This window comes from Mucilaginibacter mallensis (assembly GCF_900105165.1).
Lineage (GTDB): Bacteria > Bacteroidota > Bacteroidia > Sphingobacteriales > Sphingobacteriaceae > Mucilaginibacter > Mucilaginibacter mallensis.
In genome coordinates this window covers 3,959,057-3,979,604 of sequence record NZ_LT629740.1, presented here as the reverse complement: position 1 = coordinate 3,979,604, position 20,548 = coordinate 3,959,057, and the positions used below count along the sequence as shown (strand labels likewise).

The window sequence follows — 20,548 nt, the reverse complement described above, 5'->3', positions numbered from 1 at the left end:
ACGCAATTTTAATATTAAGGTAAACCCAACTGGGCAGTTTTTGGCTTCGAACTTTGAATTTCGCGAAGTGTCAGAATGCCATCTTCCGTCTCAGTTTTTACGCGTGTAAGCTGGCCTTGTTCATCATACTCATAAAACGTGGCGTAATTTTGGTCGTCGAGCGTTGCTGCAAGCCGACGCTGAACGGGGTCGTAGACGTACGTTTTCATACTGGAACTGAATGGTTGTATCCGGATATCATCAAAGCATACATTTTTATTGTCAGTACCCAATTCCAATGTAATTTTCTTAGCGTTAAGGGGGACGATAAACGATTCTGAAAGTTGTTGCCAGTCATCGATCACCGCTCCCTTTGCCCGAAAAATAGTGTCTTTGACCGGCGCTCCGGCTGCATCGGTAAAATAAAGCCTTGCATAGCCAACAGCTTTATCCACGTCGGCCGGAGCCCGGTCCTGGTTGAGCCACATGCTCAAAACATATTTGGTGCCTGCCACAGGACTAAAAGGCAGGATGATATCGCAGGTGTTCAATTTATAAGGCGAATCGTTCGCAGTGTTTTGCGTAAAAGGATATCCGCAATCGGTATAGATGTCGCGCACCATATTAACAGGCCCGTTTTTTACGACGACAAGCGAGCGATGTCCGGTATGACTGACGCTATCTGTCAGATGGCTCCCGTTTTTAATACTATCGAACTTGAAATGGGGGCGAAGGGCGCATTCTGCCATCGGGAATTTTACGTTGCCCAGGTAATCGTAGTCTTCAAACCCATCGTATGCAATTTCATAGTAATTGGCGTTTTCGGCTGTTGCAACCGGTAGGGAGAAGTTGTACCCGTAAAGTTCGCTGCTTGGATTCTTAATTAGGTCTAGTGACTCGAGGAGATTCCCATAAGGGTCATATACGACGCCATAGCTTTTCGTTGTCCAATTATCCTTTTTAGCAGAAGTGCCGAATTTAAAGCCTCCGGAAGGCGTGGAGTAAAGGCTGAATTCATTGTAAAAGCCCTGGTTTGTTTGCGTTCCGGATGTGTAGGTTCTTTCCGTATTATAGGTGTATGTTGCGTCAGCGCGCCAGTTTCCGAGCATTCCAAGCACATAAGGATTGACGGGCACGTTGCCGCCCGGAATGCAATCTAGCAATTTGACATCGGCAATAATGGAATCCTTGCATAACCGGGTTGGCTTACATTCAGAATTGAGCAGAAATTCTCCTTTGACGGTGTCCGAGTGTGATTGATTGATTTGGACAAGTAGTTCATAAGTGCCTTTACCGGTATAGGTCGTTACGCAGCAGGTATCCGGTGTTGATTTAAAATTCCGTAAATAAAGCTTCGCAGACAGTTCAATCGGGTTAAATGGGAGGGCTTTGTCAAGTTGTATCGTAATTTTGCAATTGTCCTCGATCGTGATTGTCGGGCCATTCAGACTGGCATTTGCAGGTGAAATGATATTTCCTGCCCTGTCGAAGCCGAAGGTCATGTCACCTAAGGGATTGATATCGACTCCGCAGCTACATCTGTTAACGGACATGGTTGGATGTACACCAAAATAGCCCTGCCATTTTTGGTTGTAGGTGGTATAAGATGCATTAATAACATTGGTGAAGGTTAGTAACGTGGTTTTTAGAGGGGAATCTTTTGTAACAATTTCCCCTGCGCTGAACGCCTGCATATTTTTCCTTCCGGATGACAACAAGCTTACGCTTTGGTAATTGCCGCTGATAGGATTGCCTTGTTCATCAATGATGGTTTTTACGCCTGGCAGACCCTCAAGAACCCAGGCCTTTCTGCTGATACGATCATGCAACACCAGTTCGTCGCCGCCCTTGAAAGTGGTTAAGTCTATCTGATTGACCCCTGTGTTACCCGTCTGAACTGTTGCGTGCTGAGCGGTAGGGCCCATCCCGCTGTTAAACCAATAAGCTGGCAATTTAGTCGTATAAATGGAATCATTAAACTCGTTTGGTCTCGAAGTGACTACGACGTTACCGCTGGCTGCGTCATACAATTCATTATTGGACATCGTTTCCTGACCATCGCTGACTGATCGTACATGATCAATAATTCCTGATCGGTAGATTACCTTTGTTGCTGTTATTCCTTTGAACTCAGTCACGCTTTGGCTATAGGATGGCAAGAGTGTCGCGAATGGCAGGGGAATACCAAACAGCGCCGGGATCATGTCGAAATTAAACTGGAGGTTCGGGCTTCTTACCTCACTTAATGTTTGTGTTGTAGAGACATTGAAATCAAAGGCGAGTCCTACCTGGCTTTGGCTGATTGTTCCACTGTCGGGGTCGATCGTGGTAACGGTATTGTCCAGTCGCCCGTTTTGGGTCTTATAAAAATATTCTACGCTTGATACAGGGCTTTTTGGATCGTTTTGGGCAAAAGCTTTATGAGCTTTAAGTTTACCGTTCATGTTGTTAAGCTCTACCAGGAAGCCCTGTGTTGCCGTATATAGGTTTTCATAATCAAAGGGATTAATAGACCGGTTGTTTTGATCCAGTTTTACCGTTCGGCTGGTGATCGTCGGGAAGTCTTTCGACGTGTAAAACTCGAAGGTCTCAGACCCGGTGCTATGCCTGATGACATCCTTATCCAGTATGTCCTTTACGGTAACTTTGCTGTATCCCACGCCGGGTGAAGGAAAAAAGGACTCGCCGAAGGGTTCTGTTTTATAATAATAGATATCCTCGGCGAGGGTATTGGCGCCATTAAAGCCGCCTGTGGGAACGACAAAGGGATTTTCCGCGTTACCGACCGGTTCGTAGCAGGCCACACCGGAACTGATCATTTTTTTTGTCACGCCGTCGATGAGGATTTCCTTGTCATAGCTATATTCCTGCCCGTACACGGCGTTATTGCCGGGCTGATCGGTCATTTTATTCCAATTGTCGTCAATGGTGATACGCTTTACACGGCTTCCTCCGCCAAATTTCCTGCCGTGCGGGCTATAAAGCCGGACGAATGAACCGAAGTCAGGATCGAGGTAATTCCCGCGTGACGCATTGGTCATTTGCGACTTAAAGTCTGTGATAAAACCAGGATAATTGGCCAGTATGCCCGGTATCCTGGTGGTGGCGCTAAAAACATTCGCAGTGAGTCCGGCTTTGAGACTAATCGGCGAAGGGTATAAAAATGCGCTCAGGTTTTTTTTCATTTTCTGCCATAAAGCCAGAGATACCGGGTTGATATCTTTTGTGCCGAGGTCAAGCGCGGCATAGCCTGGATGGCCGGGAATGTTTAACCATGTGATCGACGCAACGTCAAAATAACCGCTTACCTGTTCTAATTGATTTGCATCTACGTTGGGGTCGAAGGAGCCGATTTTCAGTATGAAATTCATATATACCTTTTCAGGCGCTGGAAGAAAATTTTTAACGGAATTTTCATCAACGTGCGGACCAAGGTCTACAATAAGGTATTGGCAGGAGTGGTCTTTGTCCATGTACAGCAATTGCGGAACCGGTAATGTGACTGCAGTGTTCGTCGATAACCCGATAACCTTGAACATTTGCATAGCGCGTTTATCCTGAACATAGGCGTAGTCTTTAGCTTCATAAGAAATATTCATCATGCCGCCTTCGGGTGTTGAAACTTGGTTTAGCAGCCAAGGCTGCGCATTTTGGTTGGCCGCGATTGGATCTTGTTCGGAGAAGGGATAGCGCACGTTGTTGAAATGTTTGTCGGTCGCTAGAGGTTTAAAAGCGCCCCAATCGTCAATCGCTTCCTCGTTGTAACGGTAAGCAGGATCCTTCTCATTATTGTAATGGAAGATATATTTGCTGAGTTTTCCTCTTGCTGATTTCTGATAGCTGAAATAGAGTTTTGATAGCGTAAGTTTGCCGCTGTTTTCGACGGTCTTATTTGCGTTAGTAGGAACAAAAGGGCACAGCGCATAACTGTAATCGAAATGAATCGTCTTCACAGGTACCGGGTTATCCGACTCGAAATTGTCACGGGTGTATAGTTTTATCTCATCGATCTTTTGCATTTTATTTCCCGCGTGATTTATGCCACCCGTTTCATCCTTAACTTCATTGCCGTCGGCCCGGGGCGAGCTATAAAATTCGACTATGTAATGCTTTGTTTCAATACTGTGGATGGTCCAGATCTCCTTTACCCCGTAAACATAACTGCCAAGGTCATCCCGTTTGTCGGCCAGGTTTCCGGGGCTGAGTACAGCACCTTTATTTGGCGTGCGCCATTTGAATTGTTCTGTGTTCCTGGTATAATTAAATTTGGTGTAGGTGCCAAGGTCATCGCTTGTGGGACCATCACCGGTAAGATCGACGTAATCCGGCGAGTAAACGGCGGTCAGATAATAGGCATAGGCATATCCCGGTGTAGTTGTTTTTGTAAAATAGTGGTACTCATCACCGGGGTCGTTGCTCACAGCGTGAGCCTGCACATCTGTTTTGATCTTGTTATAAAGGCTGTCAGCTGAAATGTCCGGGATATGAAAAGTAACTTCCTGTTGAGAAAGGTTATATGCGGCTATTCCGAATTCATAAACGGTCCCATCATCCTTTGTTATCCGGATAACAGATATATGATGCGGTCTCCGGACGCCATCCGGGCCATCTGTTCTGTTGATGGTCGTCTTTGTTGTTCCTTTTTTCCCATGGCCTGAATAGCTTTGAAACGGTATGGCGGCATCCTGCGCCTCCCGTGCGGTAAGGTACTGGAAACTGGTGTTCGACGGTTCCTGCCTTAATTTTGAAGGGAGGTTATAGAGTGTAGCATTTGCTGGCCCTCTGCCCGCTAGTTCAGAAAAATTAACTTTTACCGGATCGGTACCGCCTAGCGCATTCAATTCAGCCTGGTTACTGAAACCGGTCGTCTCGCTAACGTTTTTAAAATAGACCTGGGTGCTCAGAGGTAAACGGGATAGCCAGTTGTCCTGCCAGGCGCCAGAATAAGTGTGAGTGATGTTGGCCGTGATGTCGATGCCATCGTGCATATAGGCGCCGCCATGTATTTCCCCGCCGAGACTTCCGCCGAGATCATTGCCGTTCTGATTTTCATTGTGCGCGAGAGGAATGTCGGTTCGGAAGGGCCGGTAGGTGCCGGAAAGACCCTGGGCGGAAGCCGAGTAAACGTCGCTAGCCAGGTAGGTGATGGAGAGATTTGGGTCTTCCTGGTAGACAGGGCTTTCTTTTTCGGTACCGATATCCATGATAGCATCGCGGTCAGGCATGTCCTGGAGATATAAGTATCCGTAGGCCTGGGGTGTTTTCACGTGTGTTTGGAGGGACTGCTTCGTGAATTGACCGTAGACTTGCCCCCCGAGAGACATCCCCCAAATCTCTCCTCCGAGGCGAAAGTGAAAGTTCCCGGAAGTGGTTGAGATAGGGAAGTCAATGTCAGGAGTAAATGGTGTTTTCGCCATCAGTAAAGGGAAGTTCAATTGCCCACCGGGCGTGTAACCCTTGTTACTGGTGTTCAAAGAAAAGTATTTGAGCCCTTCGATCTGGCTTAGCTTGCCGGTCAGGTGAAGGGAGAAATCATTCGTACTAAGGCCGACATCAGGCGTTAAGCTGCTGCCGTCCTGTGTGCCGGATCCTAGGCTGAGCCCTGCGCTAAGTTTTGTTCCGCTGATGGTGCGCGAAATCCCAAAGCCTACGCTGTTGGAAATATCGAAGCCCCGTAGGTTGGAAAAGTTGAGGCCGGTGGAAAGACTTGGGCCGAAACGTAAAGGAAAACCGAGGAACTCGGCGTCTAGGCCTATGCCTATTCCGATAGTCAATTCTTCCGGCTGGTATAACTCTTTGGTAACGATGTCCCCGTCAAAGTCGTCAGGCAAGCCTCTAACTGTCCTGTTGATCCTGCCGATATTCAATTGCCAGCCAAATCCCACCGGACCGGCTTCTTCGGTCATGCTGACAGCAGAGGAGTAACTTAAATTGATAGGGTAGCCGCCATCGAGTTCCAGGAGGCTGATGTTATAATTTAAATCCCCAGTAAAGAGGTTTACGAGTTCTTTAGCGGAATTTGGGGTGAATTTTTGTACGTCGGGCGCGCTGGGGCCGCTTGTTTGCGCATAAACGGAATTCGCCAAGAGGGCAAATAAAAAAACCAGGAAACGACTTTTTCCGGTCATGTGAAATTGGGTTTATTTTGCTGCGGTAAGTTAAAAAAAACATTTTGGAATATTGCAAAATGTTAGTAATTAGTTGATTGCGACGTGAGTCGGCGAAAAATATTGATTTTTTGCTTTTCCCTGACTGGCCCAAATAAGAGCAAAGTGAATGATTCATTTAATTCATAACAACAAACCATCTTGGCTTGAACGGGAATTTGTTCAATTCCATAACGGGCACAATTGGAACAAATGTCCCGTAACCGTCGCCCTGGTTTTGAAACACGGCAATCGCATGTGGCATGATGTACAAAATCACCCCTTTCATTGCTGAAAAATCGGATTGTTTGTTATAACGTCAACAAATATCCTTGGATTGTTAATATTTATGACCTGATGATATTTGCCGATCTTATCAGGTCTGAAGATGAGTTTGTTGAATATCTTGGCTTGAGGCTATCGTTGAATAAATGGAAAGAGTTTATTACGAGTGATGAGATCAATCTGCTCATCCATTTTTTACTAGAAGGACTTCTATTCGAGGAAGAGCATCGTAAACCGGATACTTTTATGCTTCAAAAATACCTGAGTGATATTGACGAATACTATGCCGAAAAACAGGAAGGAAGGATAGTGCCAAAGCCTGAACGAAAGGCCGCAAGCCGGTAATATATCAAGGTCCTGGCTACCATGATACGCGAAGGCCTGGATGATGAAACGCAGATCCATTACAAAATGCAACATCTCTGGGTTTCCAGGGTAGAGTGTCATCAATCCGCAGGTTAAGGCCGGCTAATCGCGCACAAACAAACCGTAGGAAAGAAAGATGATAAGCTTCTCATAAAATCCGAAGTCGCCGTATGCGACTTCGGATTATTTACGAAATAGTTGGATCTGTTCTTACCGTAACGATCAGGTCGAAATAAATATCGTCTATATAGACCAACTTATTAAGATTACCGCTGATGATCTGCGGGAAATTTATCGTCCACGCACCATAAGGACTTAAATTATAAAAAGTGGATGTGCCCATCGTTTCCGGCGTACGAATAAAATCTCTGGTGCCGATCCGGCCCATCTTTAAAGACGGAATAGCAAAATACGGCTTCTTATAATCCAGCGGTTTGGTAACGCCCTGTGGCGTCCCATTGATCAGCCGGAGTAGGATGTTGGTGGCGGAATAATTTCCGCCATGATGCAACCATTCACCATATCAATATTGGCCTGTAATCTTTTGTACGGCGTCAATGAGACAAACATATTGATCCCACGTATCCGGACATGTTTTTGATTGAGGAACAAATGTTCATCAATATTGAATTGAAAAATGCCTTTCGCCAGCATTTGGCCATACGAAGTGCTTGAATCGACAGCCGTGGTATCAATTTCTGATTGTTTTTCCGGATTGAACGGTTGCGTTGACTTGATCAGTAAGTTTCGCAATGAAATGCGGAGAACATACGTTTGATCGAGCTTGGAGAACCGGTTATAATAATTAATCGCATTCCTGGTCCAGGTGATGCAGTCATCAAAAAGACCATCTTGTTCTGCGATATTAGGCAATGGTGCGCTATAACCATAAATTTTGTCCAGACCCAAGGAACAAACCTGGAGCCTGGCCAGCGCATTTAAAAAATCTTGTTTAAAACGGTCGCCTAGCGGTGTCAGCCTTTTATTATAATTTAAGATACCATTTGAATCATTACTGGACGCAATCTTTTTGTATTGATAAGCCCGCGAGATATTCGTCCGCCTGAACTGAAAATCACGGTTAGCCTGCTCCCAGTCGAGCGCTGCCCGCAAAGCATCAACTTTCATATTAGATATATCCAGCAGTTTTTGATAGGAGTTGTTCTGTAAATAGTTACTGCTATATTGGTTAGCCATGCTGGAATACTAAGGTCAGATCCCCGGCAATGGTTCCCGCATCATTGCCCAACTTTTGGTTTTCCAGCTAGACTGCCTGACTGTAATGGTTGATGATATCATCAATGATACCCGGTGCCCATTTACCAGCAAAAAAGTCCTTGTAAAATTCACTCGCAACTGTCAGTACGCTTTGCGTCATAAGCTCTGTATCCAGCAGCCGCTGGATATTATTGACCTGCTGTTGGTAGAACCCGTTGTTGACGCCCGCATACATGTGGTCGGTTTCTTCCTTATGTAAATTATCCAATTCGATAAACTGGTTAAACTCTATTGTCTGGATGAAATTTTTGATGGCCAGTTCATCCCATTGCGCCCGGTCTTTGGTAGCTCGGTCCAATAAAGAGGCAGCCTGGTCAAGCAGCATTTCGGCCTGTGTTGCCAGAAAGGTGGTTTTCAGGTTATCCATATCCGCACCTTTTAAGCCACCCAGGTATTGGTCTATCCTTTGCAATAAGGGATTATCATCGGTTGCGTTACCCGTTGAACTATCGATCTGCAAGCTTTTTTGCAGGTGAGCAACCAGTTTGGTTTTCAGTCCGCTCAAGTCACCGGAATAATCTTTTGCGCTAACATTACTCAGCGAGGCTTTCTGGTAAGCCTTATCGGTGCTCCCAAAATATTTTTTTCAAACGGTCTCCCATTTAGTGGGATCGGGGTCAGTGATGACATTCGTTCCTTTTTTGTTGATGGATGACGTTTTTCTAGTTGCCTTTGACTCGTTGCTAAAGCCTAACAGGCCTAGCGTAATGGCCGTAGAGGTCAAAATCGTTTTTTGTAACATCGATCGGCGGCTGTTCTGGGGATTTTCGGAGTTGGACATGTGTGATCGTTTAATGATGAGGTTATTTTAAGTTGAAGTGATCAAGGTATAAGGATTGTCGGAGGCTCTGCCGGCAACGGGCCATCTTTGGGGTTCCCGTCAAAAGGATTCTTAATATCATAGTTGATACCACCCAGCGTACCACCTTCATAGGTGCCGAAACCCTGGCCCAAAGTGATACCGGCTCTTGCATTTGCGCCGACCCATCCGACTGAAACGCCAATCTGCATGGATTGAAGATCGCCGTTTTTATCAAAGTTAAAAGACAAGTTTAACGAAGGGGCAGGGTCAAGGCCTGGCGGTAAGGGTACAATCGCGAAGCTGCCATCCGGATTGACGGTCAAAAAGATATTCCCGAAACCCCAATCCCCGGATTCAAGGTAATCAAAACCTGATTTAAGCGTGTCGAGAACAATATCGCCGATATTGCTTTCATTTGATGCTGGACCGAGATCATTAAACGTTCCTAAGCCAGGGTTGTCCGGATCGATCGGATCATTACCTTGTATAGGTCCGGCAGCAGCGCCCCAACTGGCAAAACCTGGACCTGAAAACAGATTCCGTTTTGGGATCAGCACCGATAAAGCCTATACCGAACTACTCCGCGGTAAAACACCGCATCAAGTCATCGTGGCCGTTATCGACGCCGGAGTAGACACCGCGCATGAGGATCTGAAAGATATCCATTGGGTAAATCCTAAAAAGAAAAAAGGCGATAACGGCACCTATGGCTGGAGCTATGTCGGCTCGGCCAAAGGTAATGTGCAGTTTGATAACCTCGAGTTAACCCGGCAGGTGCGCCAATATCAGCAAAAAGATACAGGCCGGCTGAGCAGCAACGACCTAATGACTTACCGCGCTGAAAGCAGCGAACTGAAAAGGAAGTTTAAAAGCCGCCAAAGCCTTCGACGCGACCAACAGGCGCATTGGCGCCAAACTCAGTCTTCCGGCCGATACCTTTCGCTTTTATATGACGGACAACTACCCACAGATCCAACAGCTACTTTACTTCCCAAATAAGAGTCATGCGACGGCTGATAATGTAAATAACAAATAGGACCAACTCTTTCAGGTGTTTTTATGATAGGTTGACGGCGAAACTCTTTTAATATTTTTAATTCACTCTCAATCTCATTATTATGGGGACGAGTTTCATTTTGCGGGGCATTAACTATTTTTGTAAAAATCTTTTTCAAATTCTGTTGTGTCTATCCCCGGAATTTATACCTCAATTCTTCCAGCTAAGGGTTTAATTTCAACACCTATTTGTCTACATTGAGAGCATGTGCGTATGATTAGTTTGATAGCCTAACTTTTATTAAAGAATATGAGTTATCAACATTTTTTACTATATTATATGTATTTTTGCCCTATTTGTTCCTCAAAGGTACTTTTTTCCTATTTTAAAGCATCAAAATCATAAATTATGCTTTTATCTAATTAATATCGCTTAACATTAACCAGCGGTGCTTAAACTAGTATTATTAAGAGCATTCTCATGAAATTATTTTATATCACTTTATCTATTATATATGGGTTTTTGTTGCCGGGCTCGTTGCTAAAAGCCAATGCGCAAACCACTCAAATCATGTACCTTTCCGGTACTGATAAAGATCATACGGTGACGTGGGATTTTTTCTGTACCACGGGCAGAAATAGTGGACACTGGGATAAAATACAGGTCCCCTCTAATTGGGAGCTACAGGGCTTTGGCACTTATAATTACTTTCAGGATACGAAAAACCCCGATGAACAAGGTTTGTACAAACATCATTTTAACATTGACGCAGCATGGAATAGGAAAAAAATATTCATCGTTTTTGAAGGCGCAATGACGGATACTAAGGTAATGATCAATGGCCAATTAGCCGGGCCCATACATCAGGGCGGTTATTATCGGTTTAAATATGACATTACTAATCTGGTAAAATCGGGCGATAACTTACTTGAAGTTACGGTAAGCAAAAAGTCGGAAAATGCATCTATTAATCTTGCGGAGCGGCGAGCCGACTTCTGGCAGTTTGGGGGTATATTTCGTCCGGTATATTTAGAGATTGTTCCTCATAATTATATTGATCATCTAGCGTTGGATGCAAAAGGGGATGGCAGTTTAAGAGTTAATGTTTTTGCGCCTGAATCTAAAGGTGACGACAAGATAACTGCAGAAGTACAAACTCTGGCCGGTCAAAAAGTAGGAGAGGCAATTGTCGCGAAAGCCGTGGCGGGTGAGTACCCCACGATATTACAAGGTAACTTCAAAAATATTGTCGCATGGAACCCCGAGTTTCCGCGCCTGTATAACTTGATAATATCCTTAGAGGATGCTAATGGAATCACCATTCACCAAATTAAACAACGTTTCGGGTTCCGTACTATGGAACTGCGTCTTCATGACGGTATATATGTTAACGGCAAAAAAGTTATTCTGAAAGGTGTAAACCGGCATAGCGAATGGCCGGAATCAGGGCGGACGTTGAGTAAAGTACTCAGTATAATGGATGTGAACCTGATGAAGGATATGAATATGAATGCGGTAAGGATGTCACACTATCCACCCGATCAACATTTCCTGGATGTTTGTGATTCGCTTGGTATGTTCGTACTTGACGAGTTAACGGGCTGGCAAAATAAGTATGATACAGTTGTCGGCAAAAAGCTGGTTAAAGAAATGGTGGTACGCGATGTTAATCATCCGTCCATCATATTCTGGGATAATGGAAACGAAGGTGGATGGAACACTGCGCTCGACGATCAGTTTAAAATTTATGATCCTCAAAACCGGGTAGTCCTTCATCCCTGGGAGAAATTTAATGGCACCGATACGCGGCATTATCCAGATTACAATTACGTAGTAAATTCGGCACTATATGGTAACGATGTGTTTTTCCCTACGGAATTTATGCACGGCAATTATGATGGGGGGGCCGGCGCCGGATTAGAAGATTTTTGGAATGCGATACTCAAACACCACTACGGAGCGGGTGGATTTATATGGGTATTTGCTGATGGTGGTATAAGGCGGGTAGATCAGGACAGTACAATGGATACTGCAAATGACAGTGCCCCGGATGGTATTCTTGGGCCGCACCGTGAAAAAGAAGGTAGTTTTTACACCATTAAGGAATTATGGTCGCCAATCGCCATTGATAGAAAAATCATTTCTCCTGTTTTTGACGGAAATTTAAGCATAGAGAACCGTTATATCTATACTAACCTAAACCAATGCAAATTCTTCTGGAAGCTGGTTAAATTCCCTCCGCCTACCGAAAATTCTGTTAAATACGAGACAATAGCACAAGGACAAACCCCATCTCCTTTATTGTCTCCCGGAGAAAAGGGGTATCTGCATATTGATTTACCACATGACTGGCAAACGGCCGATGCACTATATTTAACGGCCATCGATCCGCATGGCAGGGAGGTATTTACCTGGACCTGGCCGATCAAATTGCCGGATCAGGTTAAAAAGCCCGGTAACCATTCGTTAGCCTCAAAAATTACTGTGGAAGACTCAGCTACCAGCTTGATAGTCAATGCATCAGGGATAAAATGTTTTTTTAATAAAGCTAACGGGCAGCTTCAAAAGGTGATGAATAATAAAGGTGAGATCTCATTAACAGGCCCTGTTGAGGCAGGATTTGACCACAAGCTTGTGCAACTTAAAAGCTATGCTGAAGGCGCAAACTATATTATAGAACCTGTTTATGAGGGGGATACTTATTTTAATGTCAAATGGATTTTCGCACCCGGTAAAGCAGTAGAACTACAGTATCAATATACGTTAGAAAAACGCTGGTCACAGCAAACAGGTGTCGATTTTTCGGGAATAACCTTTAATTATCCCGAAGAGAAAATAACAGGCATGAAATGGCTCGGCAGGGGACCATACCGGGTATGGAAAAATAGGATGAAAGGCCAGCAGTTTGGTGTTTGGCACAAGAATTATAATAATTCGATCACAGGGGCAAGCTGGAATTATCCCGAATTCAAAGGCTATCATGCTGATCTGTATTGGGTCGTAATTGAAAATAAAGAATCACCATTTACGGTCTACACTGATGATGAATCCATATTCCTTCAAATGTTAAAACCAGATCATTCAAAGTATGAGCACGAAAGTCTTAAAGCAGCATTTCCTGAGGGTGATATCGGATTTTTAAACAGTATCGCTCCAATAGGTACCCGTTTTCAGGACCCGTCCCTTCTCGGTCCGCAAAGCCAGAAAAATATTCAGCTTAATTATGGGATAGTTAAAGGAACGTTATGGTTTGACTTTAGATAAATAATTTCGCCAACGATACCCCCACCGGTAAAAAAGCACGATTTTTTAAAAAAAATCGACAATAATTGTGTTGATAACAATAATATCTATTCATCAGTATTAATAGGTAACAATAATGATATGTTGAATTCACCCCTCTGATTTGACTGGATGCTCCCCTCTATGTTTGAATTATTATTTATTACTTAGCCATCAAATCATTCCTAACTTATAAATGAAATATTCATCACCAATCAAGCGGTTAATAATTTTGTTGGTAATTCTAATTCCCAATTTGGGTTTGGCTCAATCAAAAAATGATACTATAAAACCAACCGAAGTATGGCCCGATAAGCAAGGTAATCACATACAGGCGCATGGGGGCGGTATAATAAAAGTTGGAAGTAATTATTATTGGTATGGCGAGGAGCGTAAAAAAGGTTTAGATACTAACTATCGATATGTTAGTTGTTATACTTCAAAGGATTTGGTTAACTGGACATTTAAAAATGATGTTCAAATAGCAAAGCCGGATTCAGTATTAGTACATTGGGTGATTGAGCGGCCTAAGGTATATTACAATAAGCAAACAAAAAAGTATGTAATGTACATGCATGTTGATGGCGGCGTGAAAGATCCTGTAACCGGAAAAATTGCCGGTGGTTATGCGTATGCCAGGGTTGGCGTAGCAACCAGTAATAAACCAACAGGGCCCTTTAAGCTTATCAAAACTTTTCGTCCCCTCGGGCACGAGAGTCGTGACATTGGGCAATTTATTGATGACGACGGCACGGCTTATCTCGTTTTTGAAGATCGCCCGTTTGGATTTCGAATCGCAAAATTATCTGATGACTATTTAAATGTAGAAAAAGAAATGAGCCTTATACCCGCTCATATGGAAGGCGGCGCAATTGTTCATTATAAAGGTCTTTATTATGCTATCGGTTCGGCGTTGACGGGCTGGTCGCCCAATCCCAATAAATATGCTACAGCACTTTCCTTATCGGGTCCCTGGAGTGATTTTAAGGATATTGCACCGCCTGAAACGAATACCTATGGTGCACAATCAACCATGCTGATAAAAATTGTGGGAACCAAGCAAACCACAGTGATTTTTATGGGTGACATATGGAAACCAAAAACACAGTGGGATTCCCGTTATCTTTGGATGCCTTTAGAGATAGGGGAGGACAAATTGTGGCTGCCTAAACCACAACCGTGGACCCTGGATGTTAAAACAGGCGAAGCACAAGTAATCCCAAATGGCAAATAATGTTATGTGATTTATCGATCAGAAATTTGATGATTCTCTTTCTTTTTAAAACATGGCCCCTGCCGATGGAGAGTCAGCAAAGGGCCATTACCAATTAAAACCAATTAGAGAAAAGATCGTATGAATTAATATGAACCTCAGGACAGTTTCGGTCCTGAAATTACTTGAAAGGTCAATTCTTTTATCTGGTGCTAAATTAGTGCACTGATTGAAATGTAAAGGGGGACTATTCGATCAAATGAGGGGGACAATGATTTCAAGCCTCTAAACGAAAATCGGTCATCAGGACTGATTTTTAGGATAAATTTACCCCTTTGTTTAACCCAATTGCCCCCCCTGTTTTAAACCACGTTCAATTATTTTGGAGGCGGATTAATCTTAAGAGAACGTATTTTCTTAAGATTAACCTTAATCCACTTTTAATTTCTGGTCATGAATAGAGCTGCACTTCTTATTTTAATTTTTCTGATTTTTTCTCCGCATGTTTTTTCGCAATTAAAAATCTACAAAGCCCCCGATGGCATGGCCTTAAATGATGATTTTTCAGTTAAAGTAAGACAACCGGGCAAGGGTTGGCAACCACTTCCAATTTATATGGCCAGGGTTGCTGGCAATGTAGGGGTTGATGGCAGGATGCATAACGAAAATACTTCATTTTGTTATTTCGACTTTTCAGGCGTAGTTGAAGTTATGGCAACCTATAATAAAGGAATAGTGAAAAATGCCCGGGTAAGGCCGTTTTTAGGCGCCGATTCTGCAAAAATATCCGGCAATGTTATTTCATTTAAATTAATGCGACCACGAAATCTTTCTATAGAAGTGAACGGCGATATCTTTCATAATCTGCAGCTATTTGCAAATAGTTTGGCAAAGTATCACGTTAATCCCAATGATACCCGTGTAATGTATTTTGGCCCCGGTATACACCAAATAGATACGGTAACTCTTAAGTCAAATACAACTGTGTATATAGATGGCGGAGCTGTGTTAAGAGGTAGTTTCAAAATAGATCATGCTAATAATGTAAAAATTCTTGGACATGGAATAATAGAACACTCGCCGATGTCGGTGGAAATAAGTTATAGCAGAAACGTCACTATTGATGGACCAATTGTATTAAACCCCAGGCACTATACAACAACTATAGGCCAATCAGACAGCATTTTTGTAAGAAACATTAAATCTTTCAGCAGTGAGGGGTGGGGTGATGGCATCGATATTTTTTGCAGTTCGCACGTAACACTTGAAAACTTGTTTATGCGAAACTCTGATGATTGCATAGCAATATATGGGCATCGCTGGAAATGGTTTGGTAACACAACGAACATAACTGTATCAAATGCTATTCTTTGGGCCGATGTTGCTCATCCAATATTGATTGGCACCCATGGCGACACATTACATCCGGATACATTAGGCGATATGAAGTTTACTAATATTGATATCATGGAACAAAATGAAAATCAGATCAACTATCAGGGTTGTATCGCCTTAAACGCAGGGGATAATAATTTGATCAGGAATATCCGCTTTGAAAATATCAGGATAGATGATTTCAAAAAAGGGCAGTTTGTAAATCTCCGCGTAATGTATAACCGGAAATATAATACATCCCCGGGCAGAGGCATAGAAAATATATATTTTAAAAATGTTACCTATACCGGTATACATGCTAACACTGCAATAATTTCGGGCTATAACGAGGATAGGAAAATACAGAATATAGTATTCGAAAATTTGATTTTAAACGGAAAGGTAATTTCAGACACCATGCCGGATAAACCCGGCTTTTATAAAACCACCGATATGGCCAACATTTTTGAAGGCGAACATGTAGAGGGGCTTCGTTTTATTTCAACGGAAAAGTAAAGCTTAATCAAACAAAAAAACAGGGATTACGGAAAAAGCGGCCAAACAGTTAACAGCGATATTTTTTGTGCTCCATCTTGTTTCAATTTTTTGTTCTGTCTAAATCTCCCTGTTGTTTGACCTAATAGCCCCCTCTCTCCGATTACTCTTTACTATACTTTCGCTATTTAATTATAACACTGCGCAAATGTAGCCTTGTCATTTTTTGGTGTCATCTGATAATTTGAAGAGTTAACCAATAAGACGAGTCCAGTCCCCATTGTTGCGTTCGTAGTGATAATTATAAACCTGTTAGTATTAATTAATATGTATAATAGAATAGTCCTGGTTGTATTTATTTTGTTTTTTTACAATAATGGCATCGCACAAACAATGGTTTTTGACACTTTACGTGTGTATTCCCCCGATCACCGCCAATTAGTTAAATTTTATCAGAAAGAGGATTATGCCAAAAAAAGAATGATGTACTACCAGGTATTTCACAACAATAAACCGGTGATACTTGAGTCCTGCCTGGATATACAATTGGATAATAACCTATCTGAAAAAGCAATGGCGCTAAAAGTTGATAAACATGTAAGATGGTGCGAAAATCTGGTAGTTGACAAAGTGAGTTCACTAACAAAGGATACCGTATGGGTACCTGTAAATGGTGAACAGGCAAAAAATCGCGACCATTACAATGAGTCGGATATTGAACTGGTAAAGGATGATAATGCTATTTATGTAATGCAGGTTCAAATACGCGCTTATAATGAAGGTATCGCTATTCGCTATTTTTTTCCTGAAAATGTTAAGGGAACTTATTACAGCGTGACTGCTGAAAATACAACATTTCACCTGCCAACTGGTGCCGAAGCCTGGTTTGCAAATTGGGCACAGGGCCCATATTATAAACTTCCAATATCAAATTGGCCCGGTGAAAGCGAGCGCCCACTTACAGTGGAGTTAGCAGACAGTCTCTATATATGCTTGACTGAGGCAAGAATGGTGGATTATGCCCGCACTAAATTTAAACTGGATACTGGTTCGCCAAATACCATTATTACTGCGATGTATGATAGGGCCGATCTGATATCGCCGGTAGGTACGCCATGGCGGGTTATCATGATTGCAGATAAGCCCGGCGATCTGATTGAACATGATTATCTTATTCAAAATTTAAATGATGTCAGTAAAATAACTGATACCGGATGGATAAAGCCCGGTAAAATTATGCGGGTAATGACGCAGACTACTGCCGCTGCTAAAGCCAATATTGATTTTGCAGCAAAACAAAACTTACAATATATACTGTTTGATTGGAAATGGTATGGGCCTGCATTTGATTTTGCCTCTGATGCCACAAAAGTTGCTATACCTGATTTTGATTTGCCCGAAATAATTCGATATGGGAAAGAACGTAATATAGGAGTCTGGCTGTATGTTAATCAACAGGCCGCATTAGCTCAGTCCGACAGTCTTTTTGCAGTATATCACAAATGGGGTATAAAAGGCGTCAAAATTGGTTTTGTACAAGTTGGCTCACATAGATGGACCACCTGGCAGGAGAAGGTTATTCAACAAGCAGCAGACAATCATATTATGCTTAATATTCATGATGAGTGGCGGCCTACGGGTGAGCAACGGACATGGCCCAATCTCCTGACCGCGGAAGGTGTCCGCGGGAATGAAGAAATGCCGGATGCGACGCATAACACAATACTGCCATTTACCAGGTTTATTGCAGGCGCGGCAGACTATACTATTTGCTATTTTGATAAGCGAATTAAAACTACTCATGCCCATCAGCTGGCGCTGGCGGCTATTTATTATAGCCCATTGCAAACCCTTTTTTGGTATGATAAGCCATCCGATTATCACAACGAACCGGAGCTGGAATTTTGGAATAAGATACCCACAACCTGGGATGAAACAAAAGTTATACAAGGCGAACCAGGTAAATTTATAACCACTGCCCGGCGAAAGGGGCAAGACTGGTTTGTAGGAACCATTACCAACAACGATGCGCGTACATTGATTTTCACGCTGAACTTTTTAGATAAAGGCAAGCAATATGTAGCGAAAATATTTGATGACGATACTTCGGCAGCGGGTACGGCACAAGTGAAAATTGAAAGTAAAACCGTTACTGAAAATAGCTTAATTAAAGTTAATCTGAAACCATCCGGAGGTCAGGCTATTTATATAACGCCAAAAGATTAGATCAACAGAAAATACTATTATAATATATATGCGAACAAATGAAATCACATCAACATATATTTTAACCACTGATATTGGTGGTACACATATCACCTCAGCTATATGTAACCTGGAGCTAAAAACGATTATCCCGGAAAGTTTAACCAGGGTTGAAGTGTTTAGTAAGGGTGACGCGGATCACATATTTACTGCATGGGATACCGCATTTCAATACTCCCTTGCTAATGCTCCCGGCACTGTTTCTGGAATGGGAGTGGCAATGCCCGGTCCGTTCGACTATGAAAATGGAATTAGTTATATAAGAGGTTTGGATAAATATGAGCGTATTTACGGCTTAAATATAAAAAAGAAATTTGCCGAAAGCCTTAATTTAAATAGCTCAAACATTAGGTTTAGAAACGATGCTGAATCAACCGTTGCAGGCGAAATTATAGCAGGCGCAGGTCGAAAATATAACGATGTTGTTGGCATTACACTTGGCACGGGCTTTGGATCAGCTTTTAGTAAAAACAAAATAACCAGGGATGTTAATTGGGGAAGTGACAAATATAAAAATTCAATTGCCGATGATTATTTTTCTACCAGGTGGTTTCTGACCCGTTACCACGAGTTAACCGAAAGCTTTATTCCGGGAGTGAGGGAACTGGCAATTTTGGCGGAGAATGATGCGAATGCCATAAAGGTATTTAATGAGTTTGCCGTGGAACTAAATGCATTTTTGAAACAAAAACTACCTGTTTTTTCGCCGCAGGCATTAGTTATATGCGGAAATATTGCAAAGGCCAATCATCTTTTCCTGCCATACCTACAGGAAAACCTTAGCCCGGTAATTGTTGAATTAGGGCAACTGGGTGAGCATGCTTCGCTTTTAGGTGCCGCATCTTTATTTGAAATCCCAATTAATGTTCCTGTAAATACGTCTGTCAGTTGAATTAGTATGGTTTAATAAATAATAGGGGCAAATTTATATAGATCAGTGATTTTATGAAAAGTTTTTACGCTAACCAGTTCCTAAGCCTTTTTTAGTTTTTCATTAATGAAGAAAAAAATTACTATAGATGATATTGCCCGGGCGTTGAATGTATCAAAAACGGCTGTGTCTTTTGCGATAAACGGGAAAGCCAGTGAAAAGCTGATCAGTGTTGAGCTGGAAAACCGGATAATGAGCTATATAGAAGAGGTGGGTTATCGTCCCAATCATTTCGCCCAGGGCTTGCGTACCGGCAAAACTAAAATGATTGCCATGATGGTTGAGGATATTTCAGATCCGTTTTTTTCAGCTATCGCACGTTTGATGGAGGAGGCCGCCTATAAAAGAGAGTATAAGATTTTATATAGCAGTACCGAGAACGATCATCAAAAAACAAGGGATTTGATTGATGCATATCGGGGGATGCAGGTTGATGGTTATATTATTGCTCCACCTTTAGGCATCGAAAATGAATTAAAGGGATTAACCGATGACGGGTATACAGTGGTTCTTTTTGACCGTACCTTACCTGGCATTGAATTAAATAGCGTTGTGGTTGATAATTACACCAGCAGTTATTCAGCGGTAAATTATTTGTTAAACAATGGTTATGAAAATATAGCCATGATTACCTTATTATCTGAGCAGATACAGATGGCAGAAAGACGATTGGGTTATTTGTCTGCTGTGACGGAGGCGGGCAGGCCTTATCTGCTCAAAAGAATAGCCTACCATGATCAGCAGGAGCACGCCATTTTTGAAATAGAGGAATTTTTAAAAGCGCATCAGCAAATAGATGCGGTTTTTTTTGCAACAAACTATATTGCAGACAGCGGCCTTGAGGCAATCAGAAATCTAATGCTGCAAATACCTGATGATATTGCCGTGATCGTATTTGATGATGATAATTTTTATCGTTTACATACCCCCTCCATAACAGCAATAGCCCAGCCAATCAAGGAGATTTCGGAACAGGTCATCAATATGATCTTAAAACTACTGGCCAGCCCCGTGCCAGCCAGATCTGTCAACTCTATTGTGCTGCCCACAAAATTAATGATCAGAAACTCTACTTTACCCAAAGTATCCAATAAGAACTAGTGTCGTATCAACAGTATTTCGTCGTAAATCTAAA

General features: G+C 42.6%; 13 protein-coding genes. 8 read left to right on the top strand and 5 right to left on the bottom strand.

The window, feature by feature from the left end; translation table 11 throughout:
• Positions 1 to 14: 14 nt before the first annotated feature.
• Positions 15 to 6,107 (bottom strand): hypothetical protein, encoded by a 6,093-nt coding sequence (locus tag BLU33_RS15895; protein WP_091375065.1) that lies wholly within the window; start codon positions 6,105 to 6,107, stop codon positions 15 to 17.
• Between the two features lie 375 nt (positions 6,108 to 6,482).
• On the opposite strand from BLU33_RS15895, the gene BLU33_RS15890 reads away from it, so the two are divergent.
• Positions 6,483 to 6,755 carry a hypothetical protein gene (locus BLU33_RS15890; RefSeq protein WP_091375062.1) on the top strand — a complete coding sequence of 91 codons (273 nt, stop codon included), beginning with the start codon at positions 6,483 to 6,485 and terminating at the stop codon, positions 6,753 to 6,755.
• A 208-nt stretch (positions 6,756 to 6,963) separates the two neighbouring features.
• Here BLU33_RS15890 and BLU33_RS15885 read toward each other — a convergent pair whose 3' ends face one another.
• The 4 genes from BLU33_RS15885 to BLU33_RS15870 all read right to left on the bottom strand — a co-directional run bounded on the left by BLU33_RS15885 (position 6,964) and on the right by BLU33_RS15870 (position 9,413).
• Positions 6,964 to 7,164, bottom strand: a complete 201-nt coding sequence (locus BLU33_RS15885; RefSeq protein ID WP_091375059.1) for a hypothetical protein — start codon at positions 7,162 to 7,164, stop codon at positions 6,964 to 6,966.
• A 74-nt stretch (positions 7,165 to 7,238) separates the two neighbouring features.
• The gene (locus tag BLU33_RS15880; RefSeq protein ID WP_091375056.1) at positions 7,239 to 7,973 is read right to left on the bottom strand and encodes a hypothetical protein; all 735 of its coding nucleotides are present in this window, start codon (positions 7,971 to 7,973) and stop codon (positions 7,239 to 7,241) included.
• A gap of 67 nt (positions 7,974 to 8,040) precedes the next feature.
• Entirely contained in the window at positions 8,041 to 8,559 is a 519-nt protein-coding gene (locus tag BLU33_RS15875; RefSeq protein ID WP_091375053.1) for a hypothetical protein, read from the bottom strand.
• Positions 8,560 to 8,876: 317 nt separating this feature from the next.
• Positions 8,877 to 9,413, bottom strand: coding sequence for a hypothetical protein (locus BLU33_RS15870; protein ID WP_091375049.1), 537 nt, complete (start codon positions 9,411 to 9,413; stop codon positions 8,877 to 8,879).
• 52 nt (positions 9,414 to 9,465) lie between these two features.
• Here BLU33_RS15870 and BLU33_RS15865 point away from each other — a divergent pair, with 52 nt between their 5' ends.
• The 7 genes from BLU33_RS15865 (at position 9,466) to BLU33_RS15835 (ending at position 20,514) form a co-directional block, all read left to right on the top strand.
• Entirely contained in the window at positions 9,466 to 9,855 is a 390-nt protein-coding gene (locus BLU33_RS15865) for a hypothetical protein (RefSeq protein WP_091375045.1), read from the top strand.
• Between the two features lie 478 nt (positions 9,856 to 10,333).
• Complete coding sequence (locus BLU33_RS15860) at positions 10,334 to 13,117, top strand: glycoside hydrolase family 2 protein (protein WP_091375042.1); 2,784 nt, start codon at positions 10,334 to 10,336, stop codon at positions 13,115 to 13,117.
• Between the two features lie 280 nt (positions 13,118 to 13,397).
• Entirely contained in the window at positions 13,398 to 14,369 is a 972-nt protein-coding gene (locus BLU33_RS15855; RefSeq protein WP_232009311.1) for a family 43 glycosylhydrolase, read from the top strand.
• Positions 14,370 to 14,801: 432 nt separating this feature from the next.
• Positions 14,802 to 16,238 (top strand): glycosyl hydrolase family 28 protein, encoded by a 1,437-nt coding sequence (locus tag BLU33_RS15850; RefSeq protein ID WP_091375034.1) that lies wholly within the window; start codon positions 14,802 to 14,804, stop codon positions 16,236 to 16,238.
• Positions 16,239 to 16,544: 306 nt separating this feature from the next.
• Positions 16,545 to 18,443: a glycoside hydrolase family 97 protein gene (locus tag BLU33_RS15845; RefSeq protein WP_091375031.1), complete on the top strand. Its 1,899-nt coding sequence runs from the start codon at positions 16,545 to 16,547 to the stop codon at positions 18,441 to 18,443.
• A gap of 28 nt (positions 18,444 to 18,471) precedes the next feature.
• The gene (locus BLU33_RS15840; RefSeq protein WP_091375028.1) at positions 18,472 to 19,374 is read left to right on the top strand and encodes an ROK family protein; all 903 of its coding nucleotides are present in this window, start codon (positions 18,472 to 18,474) and stop codon (positions 19,372 to 19,374) included.
• A gap of 105 nt (positions 19,375 to 19,479) precedes the next feature.
• Positions 19,480 to 20,514: a LacI family DNA-binding transcriptional regulator gene (locus BLU33_RS15835; RefSeq protein WP_091375025.1), complete on the top strand. Its 1,035-nt coding sequence runs from the start codon at positions 19,480 to 19,482 to the stop codon at positions 20,512 to 20,514.
• Positions 20,515 to 20,548: the final 34 nt, after the last annotated feature.

Coding starts and splice junctions, on each gene's coding strand:
- BLU33_RS15885 (WP_091375059.1), bottom strand. CDS start 7,164: ATGGGCCGGATCGGCACCAGAGATTTTATTCGTACGCCGGAAACGATG.
- BLU33_RS15895 (WP_091375065.1), bottom strand. CDS start 6,107: ATGACCGGAAAAAGTCGTTTCCTGGTTTTTTTATTTGCCCTCTTGGCG.
- BLU33_RS15880 (WP_091375056.1), bottom strand. CDS start 7,973: ATGGCTAACCAATATAGCAGTAACTATTTACAGAACAACTCCTATCAA.
- BLU33_RS15850 (WP_091375034.1), top strand. CDS start 14,802: ATGAATAGAGCTGCACTTCTTATTTTAATTTTTCTGATTTTTTCTCCG.
- BLU33_RS15890 (WP_091375062.1), top strand. CDS start 6,483: ATGATATTTGCCGATCTTATCAGGTCTGAAGATGAGTTTGTTGAATAT.
- BLU33_RS15860 (WP_091375042.1), top strand. CDS start 10,334: ATGAAATTATTTTATATCACTTTATCTATTATATATGGGTTTTTGTTG.
- BLU33_RS15840 (WP_091375028.1), top strand. CDS start 18,472: ATGCGAACAAATGAAATCACATCAACATATATTTTAACCACTGATATT.
- BLU33_RS15835 (WP_091375025.1), top strand. CDS start 19,480: ATGAAGAAAAAAATTACTATAGATGATATTGCCCGGGCGTTGAATGTA.
- BLU33_RS15845 (WP_091375031.1), top strand. CDS start 16,545: ATGTATAATAGAATAGTCCTGGTTGTATTTATTTTGTTTTTTTACAAT.